This is a genomic window from Streptomyces sp. CA-250714, from assembly GCF_050936705.1.
Taxonomy (GTDB): domain Bacteria; phylum Actinomycetota; class Actinomycetes; order Streptomycetales; family Streptomycetaceae; genus Streptomyces.
The window spans coordinates 3,390,322-3,412,908 of record NZ_JBNJMI010000001.1; the positions used below are offsets into that span (position 1 = coordinate 3,390,322).

Genomic DNA, 22,587 nt, shown 5'->3' on the forward strand with positions numbered 1-22,587 from the left:
CCCGCGCCCCTGACGGGGCGCGGTCCCGTCCCCCCTGCGCTGCGCTTGGGCAGTCTGCGCCAGGGGCGCAGGGTGGGCAAGCGCAGCCCCCGGGAGGGCTTAGCCCGCGAGTGCGGCCAGCACCCCCTCCCCGTAAGTCGCCAGCTTCTTCTCGCCGACACCCGCGATGCCGCCGAGCTCCGCCAGAGTGCCAGGGCGGCGGACCGCGATCTCGCGGAGCGTCGCATCGTGGAAGACGATGTACGGCGGGACGCCCTGTTCCCGTGCCTGTTCGGTGCGCCAGGCGCGCAGGGCCTCGAAGAGCGGCTGGGCCTCCTCGGGGAGGTCCACGGGGGCGGCGCTCTTCCCGGACCCGCCCCGCGAGCGCGAGCCCTCAGCTTCACGGCGGCGGGGCACCTTCACCGGCGCCGGATCCTTGCGCAGCCGCACCTCCCGCTCGCCGCGCAGCACCGTGGCGCTCGCGTCGGTGAGGACCAACGTGCCGTGCTCGCCCTCGATCTCCAGTAGGCCCTGGGCGATCAACTGGCGGATGACGCCGCGCCATTCGGCCTCGCCCAGCTCGGTGCCGATGCCGAAGACCGACAGCGCGTCGTGGTCGAACTGGATGACCTTGGCGGTCTTGCGGCCCAGCAGGATGTCCACGATCTGCCCCGAGCCGAACTTCTGGCCGCGCTCCCTCTTGAGCCGTACGACGGTGGAAAGCGCCTTCTGCGCCGGGACGGTGCCGTCCCACGACTCGGGCGGGGTCAGACAGGTGTCGCAGTTGCCGCACGAGGTCTCGGCGGCGCCGTCCTCCGGCTGCTGGCCGAAGTAGGCGAGCAGCTGGCCGCGCCGGCAGCTGACCGTCTCGCACAGTGAGAGCATCGCGTCCAGATGCGTCCGTGCCCGGCGTTGGAAGGCCGGATCGCCCTCACCGCTCTCGATCAGCTTGCGCTGCTGGACGACGTCCTGGAGACCGTAGGCGAGCCAGGCGGTCGACGGCAGGCCGTCGCGCCCGGCGCGGCCGGTCTCCTGGTAGTAGCCCTCGACGGACTTGGGCAGGTCGAGGTGGGCGACGAAGCGTACGTCCGGCTTGTCGATGCCCATACCGAAGGCGATCGTGGCCACCACGACCAGGCCCTCCTCGCGCAGGAAGCGCGACTGGTGCGCCGCGCGGGTGCCCGCGTCCAGCCCCGCGTGGTACGGCACCGCCTCAATGCCGTTCTCGCACAGGAACCGGGCGGTGCGCTCGACCGCGTTCCGCGACAGGCAGTAGACGATGCCCGCGTCGCCCTGATGCTCGTCCTTGAGGAAGCGCAGCAGCTGCTTCTTCGGGTCGCGTTTGGGCACGATGCGGTACTGGATGTTGGGCCGGTCGAAGCTGGCGACGAAGTCCCGCGCCCCGCCCAGCCCGAGCCGCTGGACGATCTCGCGGTGGGTGGCGCGGGTCGCGGTGGCCGTCAGCGCGATACGCGGCACGTCGGGCCAGCGCTCGCCGAGCATCGACAGATTCAGGTAGTCGGGGCGGAAGTCGTGACCCCATTGAGCGACACAGTGCGCCTCGTCGATCGCGAAGACCGACACCTTGCCGCGCTCCAGCAGCGCCGTCGTGGCCTCCAGGCGCAGCCGCTCGGGAGCGATGTAGAGCAGGTCGAGCTCGCCCGCCAGGAACTCGGCCTCCACCACACGCCGCTGGTCGAAGTCGAGCGTGGAGTTGATGAACCCGGCGCGTACGCCCAGCGCCCGCAGCGCGTCCACCTGGTCCTGCATCAGGGCGATGAGGGGCGAGATCACCACGCCCGTACCCGGTCTGACCAGGGACGGGATCTGGTAGCAGAGTGACTTTCCGCCACCGGTCGGCATCAGCACGACCGCGTCGCCGCCCGCTGTGACGTGCTCGATGGCGGCTTCCTGCTGCCCGCGGAACGCGTCGTAGCCGAAGACCCTGCGCAGCACACGCAGCGCCGCCGTCTCGGACGCCCCGCCGGATCCCCCGGCACTCTCCTGAAGCATGCCGCCACCATAGGCCGCCCGGCTGACATCCGCGGCCCGCCCCGAACGGCCTGCGCCCGGGCCCCGGCAAGCGCGTCGGCATGACGAGGACGACGAGCATGCCGATGCCGACCGGTGCGACGGCAAGGTGGCCGGGGACGGGCCCGCCACCCTCCCCTGCTAGGTTGTCGTGACCCTGCGGAAACACCAGGGCACGACGATCGAGGAGGGGAAGTGCGCACGTCAGCGCGGATGACGGGGGCAATGGCCGCGGCGGCGGCGATCGCGCTCCTGGTGAGCGGCTGCGGCAGCAGCGACGACGGCAAGAAGGACGAGAAGTCCAAGGCGGACAAGGAGAAGTCCGCCGCGCCCACCGAGACCCCGGGCAAGCAGCCCGCGGGCAAGGGGCAGCTGCCCGGCGTGTGGTCGGCGCAGGCGGACGGCGAGAAGCTGACCCTGACCGTCGTCGGTGACGCCGTCTCCCTGCTGCGGGAGAAGAAGATGTGCGACGGCCACGTCATGAACTCGGGCGCCGACAAGTCCCTCATGCTCAAGTGCCCCGCAGGCGTCGGCGAGGAGCGCACCAACGGCAAGGTAGGGAAGATGACGGCCAAGACGCTGACGGTCTCCTGGAACGGCGGCGCCACCGACACCTACACCAAGGTCGCCGAGGCCCCCGCGAAGCTGCCGAAGGACCCCGGCGAACTGGGCGATGTCCCCGGCCTCAAGGACAAGCTGAAGAAGGTCACCGAGGAGCCCGGCAAGGTGCGGGAGTACCCCGGGAACTGAGCCCGAGGGGCGTGGCGCAGCGCGCCACGCCCCGCCCTTCAGGGATCGCGTGGCGAGAGCAGATGCACCGACTCCTGCTCGTTGGGGTCGGTGCGCGCCACCACGACGGTGACGGGCTCCTCGCCGGTGACCGGCATGTGCGGCATGTTCGCGGGGACGTAGACCATGTCGCCCGGGTTGAGGATGTCGCGGTTCGAGAGGTCCTCCCCGTGCCAGATCTCGTGCGCGCCGCTGACGACGTATATCGCCGACTCGTGGCCCGCGTGCAGATGGGGCTCGCCTCGGGAGTTCGCCGGGATGTGCAGGACGTGCAGACACAGTCCTTTCGCACCCACCGACTGGGCTGACACCCCCTCGGTGAAGATCCCGCCCTGCTTCCCCTCGTAACCGCCGTTCTCACGGCGGAGAATCACACAACCCATGCCTTGAATTCCTACCGTTTCAGCGCACTTGTTGTCACCGTTACCTCACAAGAGGCCGCCAGAGCCCCTCTCGTGGGCCTCTGGCGGTCTCCTGATGAGCATTGCAACCGGCATCTACGACGCGGTACGGCAAGCCGGCCGGGTGCGCTGCATGACCCGTTGTGCAATCACCGAACGAACACCCCCGCTTGACCCGCCAGATCCAGGAAGTACTGCGGCGCCACACCGAGCACGACCGTGACCACCACGCCCAGCGCGATGGCGGAGGTCGTCATGACGCTCGGCACCGCCACGCTCGGCCCGTCGGCCTGCGGCTCGCTGAAGAACATCAGGACGATGACGCGCAGGTAGAAGAAGGCCGCGATGGCCGAGGCGATCACACCGACCACGACCAGCGCGCCCGCTCCGCCCTCGGCCGCCGCCTTGAACACCGCGAACTTCCCTGCGAAACCGGACGTTAGAGGAATACCCGCGAACGCCAGCAGGAAGACAGCGAATACGGCGGCCAGCAACGGCGAACGCCGCCCGAGCCCCGCCCACTTGGACAGATGCGTCGCCTCACCGCCCGCGTCCCGTACCAGCGTGACCACCGCGAAGGCACCCAGCGTCACGAACGAGTAGGCGCCCAGATAGAACAGCACCGAGGAGATGCCGTCCTCCGAGGTGGCGATGACACCCGCCAGCAGGAAACCCGCGTGCGCGATGGAGGAGTAGGCCAGCAGCCGCTTGATGTCCGTCTGGGTGATGGCCACCACGGCGCCGCCGAGCATCGTCAGGATCGCCACGCCCCACATCACAGGCCGCCAGTCCCAGCGCAGCCCCGGCAGCACCACGTACAGCAGCCGCAGCAGCGCGCCGAAGGCCGCGACCTTGGTGGCGGCCGCCATGAAACCGGTCACCGGAGTGGGCGCGCCCTGGTACACGTCCGGGGTCCACATGTGGAAGGGGACGGCGCCGACCTTGAAGAGCAGCCCCATCACCACCAGCGCGCCGCCGATCAGCAGCAGCGCGTCGTTGCCCGTGGTGTCGGCCAGCACCGGGTCGCTGACGGCGTCGGCGCCGGAGACAACCCGGGCGATGGCCGAGTAGTTGACGGTGCCCGCGTAGCCGTACAGCAGCGCGGTGCCGAACAGCAGGAACGCCGAGGAGAACGCGCCCAGCAGGAAGTATTTGACCGCCGCCTCCTGGGACAGCAGCCGCCTGCGGCGGGCCAGCGCGCACAGCAGGTACAGCGGGAGGGAGAAGACCTCCAGCGCGATGAAGAGGGTCAGCAGGTCGTTGGCGGCGGGGAAGAGCATCATGCCGCCGACCGCGAACATCAGCAGCGGGAAGACCTCGGTGGTCGTCCAGCCCGCTTTGACGGCCTGCTGCTCACCCTCACCGCCGGGCACCGAGGCGGGCTGCGCGGCGAAGGAGTCCACCCGGCTGCCGTGCGCGGCCGGCTCCAGCCGCCGCTCGGCGAAGGTGAACGCGCCCACGATGCCCACCAGCAGCAGGGTGCCCTGGAGGAAGAGTGTCGGGCCGTCGATGGCGAGCGCGCCCATGCCGGCGATCTGCGCCTTGGTGGTGCCGACGCCGCCGGCCGCGAGCCCGATGACGGCGGCGAACGCGGCGGCCAGCCCGGCCAGCGCCACGAACAGCTGAGCGCCGTAGCGGGACTTGCGCGGCGCGAACGCGTCGATCACGACACCCAGCGCGGCGGCGCCGAGGACGATCAGCACCGGGGAGAGCTTGCCGTACTCGATGCTGGGGGCCTGGAGCGTCTCGCCCGCTTCGGCCGCGACTGTCCACAGGCTGGGGACGCCGGATGCCCCGGGTGCGCCTCCCGCCGACGCCACGTCTGTCATACCTGTCACTCGTGGTCACCTCCGCCGTGTCCAGCCGGCTTGTAGTCGAACCACGCGGTGTGGTCGGCGACGGGATGCTGCGGCTTGGGGTCCTTCTTCTGTACGTCCGAAAGGGTGTGCTCCACCGCGGGGTCAACGATCTCGCTGAGCGGCTTGGGGAAGACGCCGAGGAAGAGCAGCAGCGCCACCAGCGGCGCCACCACGGCCAGCTCCCGCACCTTCAGGTCCGGCATCCGCTCGATCTCCGGCTTGCGGACCGGGCCCGTCATCGTCCGCTGGTAGAGGACCAGCACGTACAGCGCCGCGAGGATTATCCCGGCGGTGGCCACGATTCCGGCCACCGGATAGCGGCTGTAGGTGCCCACCAGCACCAGGAACTCGCTGACGAACGGCGCCAGTCCGGGCAGCGAGAGCGTCGCCAGACCGCCCACCAGGAAGGTGCCCGCCAGTACGGGGGCGACCTTCTGCACTCCGCCGTAGTCCGCGATCAGACGCGAGCCGCGGCGCGAGATGAGGAAGCCCGCCACCAGCATCAGCGCGGCTGTCGAGATGCCGTGGAAGACCATGTAGAGCGTGGCGCCGCCCTGGCCCTGGCTGGTCATCGCGAAGATGCCCAGAATGATGAAGCCGAAGTGCGAGATGGAGGCGTACGCCACCAGCCGCTTGATGTCCCGCTGGCCGACCGCCAGCAGTGCCCCGTACAACACGCTGACCAGCGCCAGGCCGAGCACCACGGGGGTGGCCCAATCGCTGGCGTTGGGGAACAGGCCCAGGCAGAAGCGGAGCATCGCGAAGGTGCCGACCTTGTCGACGACCGCGGTGATGAGCACCGCGATCGGCGCCGTGGCCTCCCCCATCGCGTTGGGCAGCCAGGTGTGCAGCGGCCACAGCGGGGCCTTGATGGCGAAGGCGATGAAGAAGCCCAGGAACAGCAGCCGTTCGGTGGTCGTCGACATCGTCAGCTCGCCGTCCGCCCGCGCCCTGAGCAGCTCCGGCAGCGAGAAGGTGCCCTCGCCGAGGCTGTCCGAGCTGACGACGAACAGCCCGATGACGGCGGCCAGCATGATCAGTCCGCCGGCCAGGTTGTAGAGCAGGAACTTCACCGCCGCGTACGACCGCTGCTTGGCGGCCTCCTCCTCACCGGCCGCGTGCGCCCGGTCCCCGAAGCCGCCGATGAGGAAGTACATCGGGATGAGCATGGCCTCGAAGAAGATGTAGAAGAGGAAGACGTCGGTGGCGGCGAAGGAGAGCAGCACCATCGCCTCGACGGCCAGGATCAGCGCGAAGAAGCCCTGGGTGGGCCGCCAGCGGCTGGTGACCCGCTCCTCGGGATCGGGGTCGGCGTCGTGCCAGCCGGCGCCGATGACGAACGGGATCAGCAGCGCCGTCAGCGCCATCAGCGCGGCGCCGATCCCGTCGACGCCCAGCTCGTAGCGGACCCCGAAGTCGGAGATCCAGGCGTGCGATTCGGTCAGCTGGTAGCGGGCCCCGTCCGGGTCGAAGCGGGCCAGCACCACACCGGCCAGCACCAGCGTGGCCAGCGAGAAGATCAGCGCCAGCCACTTGGCGGCGGTGCGCCTGGCCGCCGGTACGGCCGCGGTGGCGACGGCTCCGACGGCGGGCAGCGCTGCCGTGACCGTCAGCAGAGGAAATGACATATCTCAGACCGCCCTCATCAGCAGGGTCGCGGCGATCAGCACTGCCGCGCCGCCGAACATCGAGACCGCGTAGGAGCGGGCGAAACCGTTCTGGAGCCGCCGCAGCCGCCCGGACAGCCCGCCGAAGGTGGCGGCCGTGCCGTTGACGGCGCCGTCGACGACCTTGTGGTCGACGTAGACCAGGCTGCGGGTCAGATGCGTACCGCCGCTGACCAGCACCACATGGTTGAAGTCGTCCTGGAGCAGATCGCGGCGGGCGGCCCTGGTGAGCAGGTTGCCGCGGGGTGCCACGACCGGCACCGGCTTGCGCCCGTACTGGAACCAGGCGGCGACCACGCCGATGACCAGCGCGACGACCGTCGCCGTCGTCACCGTGGCGGCGGAGACCGGGGAGTGCCCGTGCTCGAACTGGGTCACCGGCTCCAGCCAGTTGACGAAGGACTCGCCGGCCTTGAAGATGCCGCCCGCGAAGACGGAACCGAAGGCCAGCACGATCATCGGGATCGTCATGACCTTCGGGGACTCGTGCGGGTGCGGTTCCGCGTGCTCGCCGCGCGTCTCGGCGGCGGGCTCCACGCTCGGTTCGGCCGGGGAGGGGGTGGCCGCCTTGCGCCAGCGCTCCTCGCCGAAGAAGGTCATCAGCATCACGCGGGTCATGTAGTACGCGGTGATCGCCGCGCCCAGCAGGGTGACCGCGCCCAGGATCCAGCCCTCGGTGCCGCCCTTGGCGAAGGCGGCTTCGATGATCTGGTCCTTGGAGAAGAACCCGGACAGCCCCGGGAAGCCGATGATGGCCAGATACCCCAGCCCGAACGTGACGAAGGTGACGGGCATGTATTTGCGCAGCCCGCCGTAGCGCCGCATGTCGACCTCGTCGTTCATGCCGTGCATCACCGAACCGGCCCCGAGGAAGAGCCCGGCCTTGAAGAAGCCGTGGGTGACCAGATGCATGATGGCGAAGGCGTAGCCGATCGGGCCCAGCCCGGCGGCCAGGATCATGTAGCCGATCTGCGACATGGTCGAGCCCGCCAGGGCCTTCTTGATGTCGTCCTTCGCGCAACCGACGATCGCACCGAACAGCAGCGTGACAGCGCCGACGACGACCACCGCCAGCTGTGCGTCCGGAGCGGCGTTGAAGATGGCGCCGGAGCGGGTGATCAGGTAGACGCCCGCGGTCACCATCGTCGCCGCGTGGATGAGGGCCGAGACCGGGGTCGGGCCCTCCATCGCGTCGCCGAGCCAGGACTGGAGCGGCACCTGCGCCGACTTGCCGCAGGCCGCCAGCAGCAGCATCAGCCCGACGGCCGTCAGCTTGCCCTCGCCCGCGTCCGTCGCGTTCGACAGCACCGGCGCGAAGGCGAAGGACCCGAAGGTGGTGAACATCAGGAAGATGGCGATGGCCAGACCCGCGTCACCGACCCGGTTGACCAGGAACGCCTTCTTCGCCGCGGTCGCCGCCGTCGGCTTGTGCTGCCAGAACCCGATCAGCAGATACGAGGCGAGACCCACGCCCTCCCAGCCGACGTACAGCAGCAGGTAGTTGTCGGCGAGGACGAGCAGCAGCATCGCCGCCAGGAACAGGTTCAGGTACCCGAAGAAGCGCCGTCGCCCCGGGTCGTGCTCCATGTAGCCGACCGAGTAGAGGTGGATGAGCGTGCCCACGCCGGTGATCAGCAGGACGAACGTCATCGACAACTGGTCGAGCTGGAAGGCCACATCCGCCTGGAAGCCCTCCACCGGCACCCAGGAGAAGAGTTTGCTGTGCATCGCCCGGTGTTCGGCGTCCTCCCCCAGCATGGTGAAGAACAGCGCCGCACCAATGGCGAAGGACACCGCGGCCAGCAGCGTCCCCACCCAGTGCCCCGAACGGTCCAGGCGCCGCCCCCCGCACAACAGCACCGCGGCCCCCAACAGGGGCACCCCGACGAGCAGTCCGATCATTGACTCCACTGGTTCGTACCCCTTACAGCTTCATCAGGCTGGCGTCGTCGACCGAGGCCGAGTGGCGGGCGCGGTAGAGCATGACGATGATCGCCAGGCCGACCACGACCTCGGCGGCGGCGACGACCATGACGAAGAACGCCATGATCTGGCCGTCGAGGTTGCCGTGCATCCGGGAGAAGGCGACCAGCGTGAGGTTGGCGGCGTTCAGCATCAGCTCGATGCACATGAACACCACGATGGCGTTGCGCCGGATGAGGACTCCGGCGGCGCCGATGGTGAACAGCAGCGCTGCCAGATAGACGTAGTTCATCGGGCTCACTTGGCGGCCTCCTCGCGCTCGGTCCCGCGTTCGGTGGCTCGTTCCTCGTCCCCCGGACGGCCTTCGTCCGTGGACCCCTCCTCGGCACGGTCCGCCGCGGCCTTCCGCTCGAGGGCGCGTTCACCGGGGTCCTTGGGGCCGGGGTAGCCGGGCCGGCCGTGGTACTCGGAGGTGCGCTGCTCGATCGCGGCGAGCTGGGCCAGTTGTTCGGCGCTGACCTCGCGGATCTGGCCGCGGCTGCGCAGCGTGGGGTTGACGCTGAGCTCGGCGGGCGAACCGTCGGGCAGCAGCGCGGGACGGTCGACGGCGTTGTGCCGGGCATAGACGCCGGGCGCGGGCAGCGGCGGGAGCTGCTTGCCGCCGCGTACGCGCTCGATGGCCTGCTCGCGCTGGGACTTGATCTTCTCGACGCGCTCACGGTGGGTGAGCAGCGTGGCGCCGACCGCGGAGACGGTCAGCAGCGCGCCGACGACCTCGAAGGCGACCACGTACTTGGTGAACAGCAGCGCGGCCAGCGCCGGGACGTTGCCCTGCGCATTGGCGGCGTCCAGGCCGTTGAAGCTGCTCACCGAGACCTGGCCAATGCCGGAGATCAGCAGGATGCCGAGCCCGAGACCGCAGCTCGCCGCCAGCCAGCGCTGGCCCTTGAGGGTCTCCCTGAGGGAGTCGGCGGAAGAGACGCCGACGAGCATCAGCACGAACAGGAACAGCATCATGACCGCGCCGGTGTAGACGACGATCTGTACGACGCCCAGGAAGTAGGCGCCGTTGGCGAGGTAGAAGATCGCCAGGATGATCATGGTCCCGGCCAGGCACAGCGCACTGTGCACGGCCCGGCGCATCAGTACGGTGCCCAGCCCGCCCAGCACGGCGATGGTGCCCAGCACCCAGAACTGGAGGGCCTCGCCCGTGGAGGTGGCGGTGGCCGCGAGCTCGGTCACCGGTGCGGCGAGAGCGCTCATCGTTCCCCCTCCCCGCTGGCTGTCACGGTGCCGTGCGTCATGGCGCCGTGCGGTGCCGCGTCGAAGGTGGCGTCCCCCGCGGCGGCCGGTTCGTCGGCGCCGAAGGTGTCCGCGGACTTCTGCGGCTCTCCGGTGTCGGTGACCGTCTGCCGCACCGTGCCGGGGGCGGCCTCGGTGACCAGGCCCCGGTAGTAGTCCTTCTCCGTCATGCCGGGGTAGATGGCGTGCGGCGAGTCGACCATGCCCTCTTCCAGGCCCGCGAGCAGCTCTTCCTTGGTGTAGATGAGCGACTCTCGGCTGTCGTCGGCCAGTTCGTACTCGTTCGTCATGGTCAGCGCCCGGGTGGGGCACGCCTCGACGCACAGGCCGCACAGGATGCAGCGCAGATAGTTGATCTGGTAGACGCGGCCGTAGCGCTCGCCGGGCGAGTAGCGCTCCTCGTCGGTGTTGTCGGCGCCCTCGACGTAGATGGCGTCGGCGGGGCAGGCCCAGGCGCACAGTTCGCAGCCGATGCATTTCTCCAGCCCGTCCGGGTGCCGGTTGAGCTGGTGGCGACCGTGGAAGCGGGGCGCTGTCGGCTTCTTGTACTCGGGGTACTGCTCGGTCAGCCGCTTCTTGAACATGTCCTTGAAGGTCACGCCGAAGCCGGCCACGGGGTTCTCAGGCACCGTCAGCCCCCTTGCTCTCGGTGGTTCCGTCGGTTGCGGTGGTCGGCCCGCCCGCCTGCGCACCGACCGGCTCACGGTCCCGGTCGGCACGCGAGGGCCGCCGCGGCACCGGTGGCAGTGTCTGCCCCGGCAACGGTGGTACGGGGAAGCCGCCGGCCATGGGGTCGAACGGTTTCTCCGGGGGTGGCTGCTCCTCCTCCTTCTCGGCGCCGCGGAAGAAGTCCACGACGAAGGTGATCAGCAGCAGCACCAGCGCGGTCCCGGCGACCCAGTAGACGACCTCGCTGTAGTCCCAGCCCTCGTTGCGCATGGCGCGGACGGTGGCGACGAGCATCAGCCACACCAGCGCGATCGGGATGAGGACCTTCCAGCCGAGCTTCATGAACTGGTCGTAGCGCACCCGCGGCAGCGTGCCGCGGATCCAGATGAAGAAGAAGATCAGCACGGCGAGTTTGGCGCTGAACCACAGCAGCGGCCACCAGCCGTGGTTGGCGCCCTCCCACCAGGTGGAGAGCGGCGCCGGGGCCCGCCAGCCGCCCAGGAAGAGGGTGACCGCGAGCGCGGAGACCGTCACCACGTGGATGTACTCGGTCAGCATGAACATCGCGAACTTGATCGAGCTGTACTCGGTCTGGAAGCCCGCGACCAGATCGCCCTCGGACTCCGGCATGTCGAAGGGCGCCCGGTGCGCCTCGCCGACCATCGAGACCAGATAGATCAGGAAGGAGACCGGCAGCAGATAGGCGAACCAGCCGTCGGCCTGCTCCCCGACGATGGTCGAGGTGGACATCGAGCCGGAGTAGAGGAAGACCGCGGCGAAGCTGAGGCCCATCGCGATCTCGTAGCTGACGATCTGCGCCGTGGCCCGCACCCCGCCCAGCAGCGGGTAGGTCGAGCCGGACGACCAGCCGGCCAGCACCACGCCGTAGGCGGCGATGGAGGAGGTGGCCAGGATGTAGAGGACAGCGACCGGCATGTCCGTCAGCTGCATCGCCGTACGGTGCCCGAAGATCGAGATCTCGTTGCCCGCGGGACCGAACGGAATGACCGCGATCGCCATGAAGGCGGGCACGGCGCCGATCACCGGGGCGAGCAGATAGACCAGCTTGTCGCTGCCCTTGACGGTGATGTCCTCCTTGAGCATCAGCTTCACACCGTCGGCGAGCGACTGGAGCATGCCCCAGGGCCCGTGCCGGTTGGGCCCGATGCGCAGCTGCATCCAGCCGACGATCTTCCGCTCGAAGACGATGGAGACCAGCACCGTCACCATCAGGAACGCGAAGCAGAACACCGCCTTCAGCGCGACCAGCCAGAAGGGGTCCGTGCCGAACATCGACAGGTCCTCGGCGGCGAGAACGCTCCGCTGGGACGGGGCGGCCATGGCGAGAGCACTCATGCGGCGCCTCCCTCCTCCGGGTGGTGGTCATTGGCGGACACGGCGAATTCCGGGCCTGCGGCCGGTGCGGGCAGGGCGACCTCGCCGTTACGTCGATCCCTCACGCCTCCACCTCCCCGTCTCCCCGGTCGACGGTGCCCATGGCCGCGGGCGCGATCCTCACCAGCTCGCCGAGGCCCGCGCCGGTGTCGGCCGGTACGCCGGAGCCGTGCGAGTTGAGCGGCAGCCATACGACGCGGTCGGGCATCTCGGTGACCTGGAGCGGGAGTCGGACCTCGCCGCGTGGACCGGTGACGGCCAGTACGTCGCCGTCCTTGACGCCGATCTCGTCCGCCGTCGCGGCCGACAGCCGGGCGAGCGCCCGGTGCCGGGTGCCGGCCAGCGCCTCGTCGCCCTCCTGGAGCCGGCCCTGGTCGAGCAGCAGCCGGTGCCCGGACAGCACGGCCTCGCCCGCCTCCGGCTGCGGCACGGTGCGGGCCGCCGGGACGGCCGCGGTCGCCCGGGTGCCGCCCTGGCGGTGACCGAGCCGGTCGAGTTCGCCGCGCACCATGCGGACGTCCGGCAGTCCGAGGTGTACGTCGAGCGCGTCCGCGAGCATGTGCAGGACCCGGCCGTCGGGCTGGGCGTGGCGGCGCGTCATCTGGTCGGGCTTTATCGCCGCCTCGAACGACCGCAGCCTGCCCTCCCAGTTGAGGAAGGTGCCCGACTTCTCCGCGGTGGCCGAGACGGGCAGCACCACATCGGCCAGCTCGGTCACGGCGCTGGGCCGCAGCTCCAGGCTGACCAGGAAGCCGACGGCCTCCAGCGCCTGCCGGGCCCGGGCCGGATCAGGCAGGTCCTCGATGCCGACCCCGCCGACGACCAGCGCGGCGAGCTCGCCCTCGGCCGCCGCCTCGATGATCTGCGAGGTGTCGCGGCCGGGCTGCGCGGGGAGTTCGGCGACGCCCCAGGCGCGGGCGACCTCCGCCCGTGCCTCGGCGTCCTGGACCGACCGCGCCCCGGGCAGCAGCCCCGGCAGACAGCCGGCCTCCACCGCGCCCCGCTCGCCCGCGCGGCGCGGCACCCACACCAGCGTGGCGCCGGTGGCGACGGCGGTGCGTACGGCGGCGGTGAGCGCACCCGGCACGGTGGCCAGCCGCTCGCCGACCAGGATCAGCGAGCCCTCGCCGCGCAGTGCCTCGGCTGCCGCGGCCCCCAGCTCGTCCAGTCCGACGCCGCCCGCGAGCGCGTCCAGCCACTCCGTCTCGGTGCCGGGCGCCGCGGGCAGCAGCGTGCCGCCCGCCTTCGCCAGACCGCGGGTGGCGTGGGTCGCCAGCGCGAAGGTGCGCTGCCCGTGCTTGCGCCAGGCCTTGCGCAGTCGCAGGAAGACGCCGGGCGCCTCCTCCTCGGCCTCGAGACCGGCCAGCAGCACGGCGGGCGCGGCCTCCAGTGCCGTGTAGGTGACTCCTGTGGAGTCCAGATCGCGGCCGTGGCCCGCCACATGGGAGGCGAGGAAGGACGCTTCCTCGGCGGAGTGCGGCCGGGCGCGGAAATCGATGTCGTTGGTGCGCAGCGCGACCCGGGCGAACTTGGCGTACGCGTAGGCGTCCTCAACGGTGACCCGGCCGCCGGTCAGCACGCCCGCGCGGCCCCGCGCCCCGGCGAGTCCGCGGGCTGCCGCCTCCAGCGCCTCGGGCCAGCCGGCGGGCGCCAGTTCACCGTCCTCGCTGCGGACCAGCGGGGTGTGCAGCCGGTCGGGGCGCTGCGCGTAGCGGAACGCGAAGCGGCCCTTGTCGCACAGCCACTCCTCGTTGACCTCGGGGTCGTTCTCGGCCAGCCGCCGCATGACCTTGCCGCGCCGGTGGTCGTGCCGGATGGCGCAGCCGCCCGCGCAGTGTTCGCAGATGCCCGGTGAGGAGACCAGGTCGAAGGGGCGGGAACGGAACCGGTAGGCCGCCGAGGTGAGCGCGCCGACCGGGCAGATCTGGATGGTGTTCCCGGAGAAGTACGACTGGAAGGGCTGGTCCTCACCGGTGCCGACCTGCTGGAGCGCGCCCCGCTCCAGCAGCTCGATCATCGGGTCGCCGGCGATCTGGTTGGAGAAGCGGGTGCAGCGCGCGCACAGCACGCAGCGTTCCCGGTCCAGCAGCACCTGGGTGGAGACGGCCACCGGCTTTTCGAAGGTGCGCTTCTTGCCCTCGAAGCGGGAGTCGGCGTTGCCGTGCGACATCGCCTGGTTCTGCAGCGGGCACTCGCCGCCCTTGTCGCAGACGGGGCAGTCCAGCGGATGGTTGATCAGCAGCAGCTCCATCACGCCGCGCTGCGCCTTGCTCGCCACATCGCTGGTCAGATGGGTTTTGACGACCATGCCGTCGGTGCACTGGATGGTGCAGGACGCCATCGGCTTGCGCTGGCCCTCCACCTCGACGATGCACTGCCGGCAGGCGCCCGCCGGGTCGAGCAGCGGGTGGTCGCAGAAGCGGGGGATCTCGATGCCGAGCTGCTCGGCCGCGCGGATCACCAGCGTGCCCTTGGGGACGGAGATCTGGGCGCCGTCGATGGTCAGCGACACGAGGTCTTCGGGCGGCGGGGCGACCTCCCCTCCTCCTTGGGAGGTGCCAGCAGTGGTGACGGTCACGCGTTCACCTCCAGGTGAGCGGAGCCTGGGCCATCGGCCCACGCGGTGGACTTCTCGGGGTCGAAGGGGCAGCCGCGGCCCGCGAGGTGGGCTTCGTACTCGTCGCGGAAGTACTGCAGCGACGAGAAGATCGGGGACGCCGCGCCGTCGCCGAGGGCGCAGAAGGACTTGCCGTTGATGTTGTCGGCGATGTCGGCGATCTTGTCGAGATCGGCGTGGCCCGCCTTGCCCGCCTCGATGTCACGGAGCAGCTGGACGAGCCAGTAGGTGCCCTCGCGGCAGGGGGTGCACTTGCCACAGGACTCGTGTGCGTAGAACTCGGTCCAGCGGGTGACGGCCCGCACCACGCAGGTGGTCTCGTCGAAGCACTGGAGCGCCTTGGTGCCGAGCATGGATCCGGCGTTGCCGACGCCCTCGTAGTCGAGGGGGACGTCCAGGTGCTCGTCGGTGAGCAGCGGCGTGGAGGATCCCCCGGGTGTCCAGAACTTCAGCCGGTGGCCCGGCCGCATGCCGCCGCTCATGTCGAGGAGCTGGCGCAGGGTGATGCCCAGCGGTGCCTCGTACTGGCCGGGGCGCGCGACGTGGCCGCTGAGTGAGTAGAGCGTGAAGCCGGGGGACTTCTCGCTGCCCAGGGAGCGGAACCAGTCCTTGCCCTTGTCGACGAGAGCGGGAACCGAGGCGATGGATTCGACGTTGTTCACCACTGTGGGACACGCGTACAGGCCGGCGACGGCCGGGAAGGGGGGCCGCAGCCGGGGCTGGCCGCGGCGGCCTTCGAGCGAGTCGAGGAGCGCGGTCTCCTCACCGCAGATGTAGGCGCCGGCGCCCGCGTGCACGGTGAGTTCGAGGCCCTTGCCGGGGCCGAGCGCCTCCGGGCCGAGATAGCCCGCCTCGTATGCCTCGCGTACGGCCAGATGCAGCCGGCGCAGTACGGGCACGACCTCGCCGCGCAGATAGATGAAGGCGTGGCTGGAGCGGATCGCATGGCAGGCGATCACGATGCCCTCGATGAGGGAGTGCGGGTTGGCGAACAGCAGCGGGATGTCCTTGCAGGTGCCGGGCTCCGACTCGTCGGCGTTGACGACGAGATAGTGCGGCTTGCCGTCGCCCTGCGGGATGAACTGCCACTTCATCCCGGTGGGGAAGCCGGCGCCGCCGCGGCCGCGCAGGCCCGCGTCCTTGACGTAGGCGATCAGGTCGTCCGGGTCCATGGCGAGCGCCTTGCGCAGCCCCTGGTAGCCGCCGTGCCGGCGGTAGCCCGCCAGCGTGTAGGAGTCGGACTCGTCCCAGTGCGCGGACAGTACGGGGGTCAGCAGCTTCTGCGGGTCGGCGCTGCTGTGGCTCAGGTGCTGGGAGGTCTCGTCCTGTCCGCCGTCGTGTGTCACCGTCGTCACTTCCCCTCCTCGTCGGATACCGCTCCGCGCGGGGCGATGACGCCAGGGGTGCTCTCTCCCTTGGCCAGCCGCAGCCCGGCCAGCGTGGCGGGACCCGCGCTGCCGGACGCCTCGACCGCACCGGGCCGTTCATCGGGGAAGCCCGCCAGCACCCGCGCGGTCTGCTTGAAGGTGCACAGCGGGGCGCCGCGGGTGGGGGTGACCTCGCGGCCCGCGCGCAGGTCGTCGACGAGGGCGCGGGCGCTGTCGGGGGTCTGGTTGTCGAAGAACTCCCAGTTGACCATCACGACGGGCGCGAAGTCGCAGGCCGCGTTGCACTCGACGTGTTCGAGGGTGACCTTGCCGTCCTCGGTGGTCTCCCCATCGCCCACGCCCAGGTGTTCACGCAGCGAGGCGTAGATGGCGTCGCCGCCCATGACGGCGCACAGCGTGTTGGTGCACACCCCCACCTGGTAGTCGCCGGACGCCTTGCGGCGGTACATGGAGTAGAAGGTGGCGACGGCGTTGACCTCGGCCGTGGTCAGGTCCAGCACCTCGGCGCAGAAGCGCTGCCCGGTGCGGGTGACATGCCCCTCCTCGGACTGCACCAGGTGCAGCAGCGGCAGCAGTGCGGAGCGGCTGTCCGGATAGCGGGCGATGATCTCGCGGGCGTCCGCCTCCAGCCGCTCGCGTACCTCGGCGGGGTAGTCGGGCGCGGGCATCTCGGGGATGCCCATCTCGACGTTTGTCACCGGTCGACGCCTCCCATCACGGGGTCGATGGACGCGACGGCGACGATGACGTCCGCGACCATGCCGCCCTCGCACATCGCCGCCACTGCTTGCAGATTGGTGAAGGACGGATCGCGGAAGTGCACCCGGTAGGGGCGGGTGCCGCCGTCGCTGACGACGTGCACGCCGAGCTCCCCCTTGGGCGACTCGACGGCCGCGTACGCCTCGCCCGGCGGGACCCGGAAGCCCTCGGTCACCAGCTTGAAGTGGTGGATCAGCGCCTCCATGGAGGTGCCCATGATGTTCTTGATGTGGTCGAGGGAGTTGCCGAGCCCGTCCGGGCCGAGGGCGAGCTGCGCCGGCCAGGCGATCTTCTTGTCGGCGACCATCACCGGGCCCGGCTCCAGCCGGTCCACACACTGCTCGATGATCCGCAGCGACTGGCGCATCTCCTCCAGACGCACCAGGAACCGCCCGTAGGAGTCGCAGGTGTCGACGGTCGGGATGTCGAAGTCGTAGGTCTCGTAGCCGCAGTAGGGCTGTGCTTTGCGCAGGTCGTGCGGCAGCCCGGCGGAGCGCAGAATCGGTCCTGTGGCGCCGAGCGCCATACAGCCGGCCAGGTCCAGATAGCCGATGTCCTGCAGCCGGGCCTTGAAGACGGGGCTGCCGGTGGCGAGCGCGTCGTACTCCGGCAAGTTCTTGCGCATCTTCTTGATGAACTCGCGCAGCGCGTCCACGGTCCCCGGCGGAATGTCCTGGGAGAGCCCGCCGGGGCGGATGTAGGCGTGGTTCATCCGCAGCCCGGTGATCAGCTCGTACAGGTCGAGCACCAGCTCGCGGTCCCGGAAGCCGAAGATCATGACCGTGGTGGCGCCCAGCTCCATACCGCCGGTGGCGATGGCCACCAGATGCGAGGAGATCCGGTTGAGCTCCATCAGCAGCACACGGATGACGTTGGCGCGGTCGGGCACCTCGTCCTCGATGCCCAGCAGCTGCTCCACGGCCAGGCAGTACGCCGTCTCGTTGAAGAACGGCGTCAGATAGTCCATGCGCGTGACGAACGTGGTGCCCTGGGTCCAGGTCCGGTACTCGAGGTTCTTCTCGATGCCGGTGTGCAGGTAGCCGATGCCGCAGCGGGCCTCGGTGACCGTCTCGCCGTCGATCTCCAGGATCAGCCGGAGCACCCCGTGCGTGGACGGGTGCTGAGGGCCCATGTTGACGATGATCCGCTCGTCGTCGCTCTTGGCGGCGTGCGCGGCCAGCTCGTCCCAGTCCCCTCCCGTGACGTCGTAGACGGTGCCTTCGGTGGTCTCCCGAATGCCTGCGGGTGCGTGGGTTGTAGAAGCCATTTAGGTGTACGACCTCCGCTGGTCAGGAGCCGGAATCTGGGCGCCCTTGTACTCGACGGGAATACCGCCGAGCGGATAGTCCTTGCGCTGCGGAAAGCCCTGCCAGTCGTCCGGCATTATGATCCGCGTCAGCGCCGGGTGGCCGTCGAAGATCAGCCCGAAGAAGTCGTAGGTCTCGCGCTCGTGCCAGTCGTTCGTCGGATAGATGTCGACGATCGAGGGCACGTGCGGATCCGCGTCGGGCGCGCTGACCTCCACCCGGATCAGCCGGTTGTGGGTGATCGAGCGCAGGTGGTAGACGGCGTGCAGCTCGCGGCCCTTGTCACCCGGGTAGTGGACGCCGCTGACACCGGTGCACAGTTCGAAGCGCAGCGCGGGGTCGTCGCGCAGGGTGCGGGCCACCCGGGGCAGGTGCTCACGGGCGATGTGGAAGGTCAGCTCGCCGCGGTCGACCACCGTCCGCTCGATGACGTGCGCGGGGTCCAGCCCCTGCTCCTCCAGCGCGCCTTCGAGCTCATCGGCCACCTCGTCGAACCAGCCCCCGTAGGGCCGGGGCGTCGCGCCGGGCAGCCGTACGGTGCGTACCAGGCCGCCGTAGCCGGAGGTGTCGCCGCCGTTGCGGGCGCCGAACATGCCGCGGCGGACGTCGATGACCTCACCCGGGTCTCCCTGCGGGACGGGCAGCGACTCCTCGGCCCGCTGGTCGGGGTCGTTCTCGTTGGGCCCCTTGGGACGCTTTTCGCCGGCGTTCATCGCAGCAGCCCCTTCATCTCGATCGTCGGTACGGCCTTCAGGGCCGCCTCCTCCGCCTCGCGGGCCGCTTCCTTCTGATTGACGCCGAGCTTCGAATTCAGAATCTTCTCGTGCAGCTTGAGAATCGAATCGAGCAGCATTTCGGGGCGCGGGGGGCAGCCGGGCAAATAGATGTCGACGGGAACGATGTGGTCGACGCCCTGCACGATGGCGTAGTTGTTGAACATGCCGCCGGAAGAGGCGCACACACCCATCGAGATGACCCATTTGGGGTTCGGCATCTGGTCGTACACCTGCCGCAGCACCGGGGCCATCTTCTGGCTGACCCGGCCGGCCACGATCATCAGGTCGGCCTGGCGCGGCGAGCCGCGGAAGACCTCCATGCCGAACCGGGCGAGGTCGTAGCGGCCGGCGCCGGTCGTCATCATCTCGATGGCGCAGCAGGCGAGCCCGAACGTCGCCGGGAACATGGACGATTTACGTGCCGCCCCGGCCATCTTCTCGACCGTGGTGAGCAAAAATCCGCTCGGCAGTTTCTCTTCAAGTCCCATTGCTTATCCTGCCCCTAGTCCCATTCCAGGCCGCCGCGCCGCCAGTCGTAGGCGTACGCGATACCGATGAGGGCGACGAAGACCAGCATTTCGACGAGCCCGAACATCCCGAGTGAGTCGAAATGGACGGCCCACGGGTAGAGGAAGACGATTTCGATGTCGAAGATGATGAAGAGCATCGCCGTCAGGTAGTACTTCACCGGGAAGCGGCCGCCTCCGGCCGGCTGCGGCGTGGGCTCGATGCCGCACTCGTATGCCTCCAGCTTTGCCCGGTTGTAGCGCTTGGGGCCGACGATCGAGGCCACGACCACGGAGAAGACCGTGAACGCGGCCGCGATCGCTCCCAGTACGAGGATTGGTGTGTAGACGTTCACCGCTCCCGTCTCCTTCCAGGCGTCGACTCTGACTGCCGGCAGACCGCTGGGCCGCTGCGTACCCCCACGAAGATCGCTCTTATGTGAGGCAGTTCACAAGCCCTGTTCGCAGGCATCTTAAGCCCGCCCCTCTGTGATCTGCGACACGGGGGGGCGCCAACTGGTTTGTGATCTCCACCACCTGACGGCCAATCATCCGATCCGATGAGCAGCAATCTTCATACGCAAAGCCCACAGATGATCACTGGAGGTCACATTCAGACGTGCTCACACCCGTTGTGAGCGGGTCGCTGTACCAAGCACGGGGGTGCAGAGGCAAATTCGCGCTGGATGGTTTCACCTGCTATGCGCGAACCACTGATGATCGTGCACTCGTGAAGCCCGGCACAAGCGCCGAGACCCCCACGCGACCCCGCCGAGTCCCGCCCGTGACCGAGCGGGATGGGCGATAGGTGCCCAACGCCCGCTTTGCACGAAGAGTTGAGTTCGGGAGTCGGGGGAAAATGTGAGCTGCGCCACTCCCATTCCCGGCAGCCGCTGCCTTCTTTGCGCTCTCGATTTCTCCGTGGTAAGCGCGCAAGGGATTCCGGCAATGCGGACAACTACGTGGTCACGGCCCCGTAGTTGGGCAATGATCACGTCGGGGAAGCGGTGCAGAGCAGTATCTGTAGGGCCCAAGTGCCCGTGTACACGGTCACTGTGGCGCATCGCACGATTGTTGAGGGAAGCGTTTGAAGCCTGCTAGGCATTCCCTCATGTCCCCGAAAGCTCAGATACCCAGCCACCGAAAGCCCCGCTCCAGCAAGATGAATACGGCGCTGCGTGCGGGCATGACGGGCGGCGTCATGGGCACCATCGCGCTTACCGCGGCGGCGGCGCCGGCCCTTGCGGCCGACAAGAACGCACCGGCCGAGACGGTGGAGATGCCCACCCTGTCCACGGCCGACTCCAGCACCCTCGCGGCCGAGTCCCTGCACAACTCCGCGGAGCAGTACAGCCTCCAGGAGGCGCAGGAGAACGCGGCCTCCGAGGCCAAGAAGCTGGCCAAGGAGAACAAGGAGAAGGCCGAGGCCGAGGCGAAGCGCAAGGCAGAGGCCAAGCGCAAGGCCGAAGCCGCCCGTAAGGCGGCGGCACAGACGACCGAGCGCGCCTCCCGCTCCGCCGACCGCGCCTCCCTCCCCGAGGCCTCCGCGCCCCAGGGCGGCAACGTCGCCACCCTCCTCAACTTCCTGCGGGCCCAGGTCGGCAAGTCCTACGTGATGGGCGCCACCGGCCCCTCCGCGTACGACTGCTCGGGCCTGACCCAGGCGGCCTTCAAGCAGGTCGGCGTCAACCTGCCGCGCACCTCGCAGCCGCAGTCCACCACCGGCACCCCCGTCTCCCTGGACAACCTCCAGCCCGGCGACATCCTCTACTGGGGCAGCGCGGGCAGCGCCTACCACGTGGGTGTCTACGTGGGTGGCGGCAAGTTCATCGGCGCCCAGAACTCCTCCACCGGTGTCGTGGAGCGCCCCCTGAGTTACGACCAGCCCACGGGCGCGGTCCGCGTGCTCTGAGAACCGGACGCCGCACCGAACGCCACGCCGCACAGCCGGCAGTCGAGGGGCCCCGCCAGGACGGCGGGGCTCCTCGCACCGTTCGTACGCCAGATCTCAGCGCCAGGACCTCAAGCGAGCGCAGAGCCTCAGCGCAGCCGCCACAGGAACGCGTGCACATCGCCGGCCTCGCTGATGGCGGTCCCGGCGACGTCCCCGCGCTCGGTCACGAAGGTCGCCCGGCTGGAGACGTAGCCCTCCGGCGTGCCGAGCACATGCATCCGGCCGTCCCGCCACAGCACGGCGTGCGGGACGCCGCCGGCCGTCTCGCTCCACCCGGCCGCGTCACCGCGCTCGTTGAGCACGATCGCCTCCGTGTCGCTGCCCAGCCCGCCGCCCAGCTCCCGCGGCTGCCCGTGCGACCACAGGACCGCGCGGCGCTCGCCGGTCCTCGGATCGAACGCCGTCCCCACGGCATCCCCGCGCTCGTTGAGGGTGTCCTGCCGTCGGGAGAGCACGGCGTGGTCGCTGCCTGACGGCGGCGGGAGCTGGGTGACCTTCCCCCGCCAGGTCAGATACGGGCGGCGGTCCGAGCTGTCGAACGGGTTGCCCACCTCGGCCGCCGACAGGCCGCGCTCGGTGAACCCGGCGGGCAGGATCTCCTCCCCCTCCGTGCCGGGCGGCGCGGGGATCCAGTTGCTCGCGCCGTCCCGCCAGACGAAGGTGCGCTCGGGACGGGGCTGCGGTGCGGGTGTCAGCCTGGGGTAGGTGTTCGCCAGGACCTGGCCGCGGTTGTTGAGCCGGAAGCCCTGGGTGGGCGCTGCGGCGTCGTCGGGGTCCGGCGAAGTGACGGTACGCAGCCGGTCGCCGTCCCACACCAGATCGCGCTGGTGCGCACGGCTGTCGATGAGGACCTGGCCGCGCTCGTTGAGATCCTTCACGCCGAGGATGTTCGTCGCGCCCAGCACCCTGGGGCGGCCCTCCGGGCTCCAGAGCACGGCGCGCCGGCTGCCGTCCGGCTGCTTGTCGTACCCGGCGACCTGGCCCTTGTCGTTGATGGCCTCGAACTGCGGCTCGGTGCCGTCCGGAAGGGCCGGCGGCGCCGTCAGCCGGGTGCCGTCCCACAGGAACGAGCGCCACTCCGCGTCGCCGGTGACTCCCCAGCCGACGACCTGACCCCGGTCATTGGCGCCCGTCACGATGTGCATCGAGCCCACCGGGCCGGTCATGCGCTGTGCCGTCCAGTGCGGGGTGGGTTCCTGCGCCACCGCCGCCGGCACCGCGGCGGCCATGAGTGCCGCGGTCACGGCCGCCACCGCTAACCGTCT

General features: G+C 69.8%; 19 protein-coding genes. 2 read left to right on the forward strand and 17 right to left on the reverse strand.

Annotated elements, in window-relative coordinates; all coding sequences use genetic code 11:
- Positions 1-99 precede the first annotated feature (99 nt).
- Complete coding sequence (gene recQ, locus ACQEU8_RS15050; protein ID WP_433100770.1) at positions 100-1,992, reverse strand: DNA helicase RecQ; 1,893 nt, start codon at positions 1,990-1,992, stop codon at positions 100-102.
- 213 nt (positions 1,993-2,205) lie between these two features.
- On the opposite strand from recQ, the gene ACQEU8_RS15055 reads away from it, so the two are divergent.
- A complete protein-coding gene (locus ACQEU8_RS15055) occupies positions 2,206-2,760 on the forward strand; it encodes a hypothetical protein (protein ID WP_433100772.1) in 555 nt (184 codons plus the stop codon).
- A gap of 38 nt (positions 2,761-2,798) precedes the next feature.
- On the opposite strand, the gene ACQEU8_RS15060 is transcribed toward ACQEU8_RS15055, so the two are convergent.
- The 15 genes from ACQEU8_RS15060 to ACQEU8_RS15130 form a co-directional block, all read right to left on the reverse strand.
- A complete protein-coding gene (locus ACQEU8_RS15060) occupies positions 2,799-3,182 on the reverse strand; it encodes a cupin domain-containing protein (RefSeq protein ID WP_433100774.1) in 384 nt (127 codons plus the stop codon).
- A gap of 167 nt (positions 3,183-3,349) precedes the next feature.
- Positions 3,350-5,029, reverse strand: coding sequence for an NADH-quinone oxidoreductase subunit NuoN (nuoN, locus tag ACQEU8_RS15065; RefSeq protein WP_433102407.1), 1,680 nt, complete (start codon positions 5,027-5,029; stop codon positions 3,350-3,352).
- Between the two features lie 5 nt (positions 5,030-5,034).
- Positions 5,035-6,687 (reverse strand): NADH-quinone oxidoreductase subunit M, encoded by a 1,653-nt coding sequence (locus tag ACQEU8_RS15070; RefSeq protein WP_433100776.1) that lies wholly within the window; start codon positions 6,685-6,687, stop codon positions 5,035-5,037.
- A 3-nt stretch (positions 6,688-6,690) separates the two neighbouring features.
- Entirely contained in the window at positions 6,691-8,637 is a 1,947-nt protein-coding gene (gene nuoL, locus ACQEU8_RS15075) for an NADH-quinone oxidoreductase subunit L (RefSeq protein WP_433100778.1), read from the reverse strand.
- A 13-nt stretch (positions 8,638-8,650) separates the two neighbouring features.
- Positions 8,651-8,950 carry an NADH-quinone oxidoreductase subunit NuoK gene (nuoK, locus tag ACQEU8_RS15080; protein ID WP_243084113.1) on the reverse strand — a complete coding sequence of 100 codons (300 nt, stop codon included), beginning with the start codon at positions 8,948-8,950 and terminating at the stop codon, positions 8,651-8,653.
- Positions 8,947-9,912 carry an NADH-quinone oxidoreductase subunit J gene (locus ACQEU8_RS15085; RefSeq protein ID WP_433100780.1) on the reverse strand — a complete coding sequence of 322 codons (966 nt, stop codon included), beginning with the start codon at positions 9,910-9,912 and terminating at the stop codon, positions 8,947-8,949. Before ACQEU8_RS15085 ends, nuoK begins: the two co-directional genes overlap by 4 nt.
- Positions 9,909-10,535, reverse strand: a complete 627-nt coding sequence (nuoI, locus tag ACQEU8_RS15090; RefSeq protein WP_433102409.1) for an NADH-quinone oxidoreductase subunit NuoI — start codon at positions 10,533-10,535, stop codon at positions 9,909-9,911. Before nuoI ends, ACQEU8_RS15085 begins: the two co-directional genes overlap by 4 nt.
- A gap of 37 nt (positions 10,536-10,572) precedes the next feature.
- Positions 10,573-11,976 carry an NADH-quinone oxidoreductase subunit NuoH gene (nuoH, locus tag ACQEU8_RS15095; protein ID WP_433100782.1) on the reverse strand — a complete coding sequence of 468 codons (1,404 nt, stop codon included), beginning with the start codon at positions 11,974-11,976 and terminating at the stop codon, positions 10,573-10,575.
- A 100-nt stretch (positions 11,977-12,076) separates the two neighbouring features.
- Entirely contained in the window at positions 12,077-14,593 is a 2,517-nt protein-coding gene (locus tag ACQEU8_RS15100; RefSeq protein WP_433100784.1) for an NADH-quinone oxidoreductase subunit G, read from the reverse strand.
- The gene (gene nuoF, locus ACQEU8_RS15105; protein ID WP_433102411.1) at positions 14,590-15,978 is read right to left on the reverse strand and encodes an NADH-quinone oxidoreductase subunit NuoF; all 1,389 of its coding nucleotides are present in this window, start codon (positions 15,976-15,978) and stop codon (positions 14,590-14,592) included. The genes ACQEU8_RS15100 and nuoF overlap by 4 nt, the downstream gene beginning before the upstream one ends.
- 5 nt (positions 15,979-15,983) lie before the next feature.
- Positions 15,984-16,718 (reverse strand): NADH-quinone oxidoreductase subunit NuoE, encoded by a 735-nt coding sequence (gene nuoE / locus ACQEU8_RS15110; protein ID WP_433100786.1) that lies wholly within the window; start codon positions 16,716-16,718, stop codon positions 15,984-15,986.
- Positions 16,715-18,046, reverse strand: coding sequence for an NADH-quinone oxidoreductase subunit D (locus ACQEU8_RS15115; protein ID WP_433100788.1), 1,332 nt, complete (start codon positions 18,044-18,046; stop codon positions 16,715-16,717). The genes nuoE and ACQEU8_RS15115 overlap by 4 nt, the downstream gene beginning before the upstream one ends.
- Positions 18,047-18,799 (reverse strand): NADH-quinone oxidoreductase subunit C, encoded by a 753-nt coding sequence (locus ACQEU8_RS15120; protein ID WP_433100790.1) that lies wholly within the window; start codon positions 18,797-18,799, stop codon positions 18,047-18,049.
- Positions 18,796-19,350 carry a NuoB/complex I 20 kDa subunit family protein gene (locus tag ACQEU8_RS15125; RefSeq protein WP_099883410.1) on the reverse strand — a complete coding sequence of 185 codons (555 nt, stop codon included), beginning with the start codon at positions 19,348-19,350 and terminating at the stop codon, positions 18,796-18,798. The genes ACQEU8_RS15120 and ACQEU8_RS15125 overlap by 4 nt, the downstream gene beginning before the upstream one ends.
- A 14-nt stretch (positions 19,351-19,364) precedes the next feature.
- Positions 19,365-19,724, reverse strand: coding sequence for an NADH-quinone oxidoreductase subunit A (locus tag ACQEU8_RS15130; protein ID WP_019354165.1), 360 nt, complete (start codon positions 19,722-19,724; stop codon positions 19,365-19,367).
- A 755-nt stretch (positions 19,725-20,479) separates the two neighbouring features.
- Here ACQEU8_RS15130 and ACQEU8_RS15135 point away from each other — a divergent pair.
- Positions 20,480-21,280: a C40 family peptidase gene (locus ACQEU8_RS15135; RefSeq protein WP_433100793.1), complete on the forward strand. Its 801-nt coding sequence runs from the start codon at positions 20,480-20,482 to the stop codon at positions 21,278-21,280.
- Between the two features lie 128 nt (positions 21,281-21,408).
- Here the strand turns inward: ACQEU8_RS15135 and ACQEU8_RS15140 are convergent, their stop codons facing one another.
- Positions 21,409-22,566, reverse strand: a complete 1,158-nt coding sequence (locus tag ACQEU8_RS15140) for a hypothetical protein (RefSeq protein ID WP_433100795.1) — start codon at positions 22,564-22,566, stop codon at positions 21,409-21,411.
- Between the last annotated feature and the right edge of the window lie 21 nt (positions 22,567-22,587).

Coding starts and splice junctions, on each gene's coding strand:
- nuoH (WP_433100782.1), bottom strand. CDS start 11,976: ATGAGTGCTCTCGCCATGGCCGCCCCGTCCCAGCGGAGCGTTCTCGCC.
- ACQEU8_RS15115 (WP_433100788.1), bottom strand. CDS start 18,046: ATGGCTTCTACAACCCACGCACCCGCAGGCATTCGGGAGACCACCGAA.
- recQ (WP_433100770.1), bottom strand. CDS start 1,992: ATGCTTCAGGAGAGTGCCGGGGGATCCGGCGGGGCGTCCGAGACGGCG.
- ACQEU8_RS15125 (WP_099883410.1), bottom strand. CDS start 19,350: ATGGGACTTGAAGAGAAACTGCCGAGCGGATTTTTGCTCACCACGGTC.
- nuoN (WP_433102407.1), bottom strand. CDS start 5,029: ATGACAGACGTGGCGTCGGCGGGAGGCGCACCCGGGGCATCCGGCGTC.
- ACQEU8_RS15120 (WP_433100790.1), bottom strand. CDS start 18,799: ATGAACGCCGGCGAAAAGCGTCCCAAGGGGCCCAACGAGAACGACCCC.
- ACQEU8_RS15060 (WP_433100774.1), bottom strand. CDS start 3,182: ATGGGTTGTGTGATTCTCCGCCGTGAGAACGGCGGTTACGAGGGGAAG.
- ACQEU8_RS15135 (WP_433100793.1), top strand. CDS start 20,480: ATGTCCCCGAAAGCTCAGATACCCAGCCACCGAAAGCCCCGCTCCAGC.
- nuoI (WP_433102409.1), bottom strand. CDS start 10,535: ATGTTCAAGAAGCGGCTGACCGAGCAGTACCCCGAGTACAAGAAGCCG.
- ACQEU8_RS15070 (WP_433100776.1), bottom strand. CDS start 6,687: ATGTCATTTCCTCTGCTGACGGTCACGGCAGCGCTGCCCGCCGTCGGA.
- ACQEU8_RS15085 (WP_433100780.1), bottom strand. CDS start 9,912: ATGAGCGCTCTCGCCGCACCGGTGACCGAGCTCGCGGCCACCGCCACC.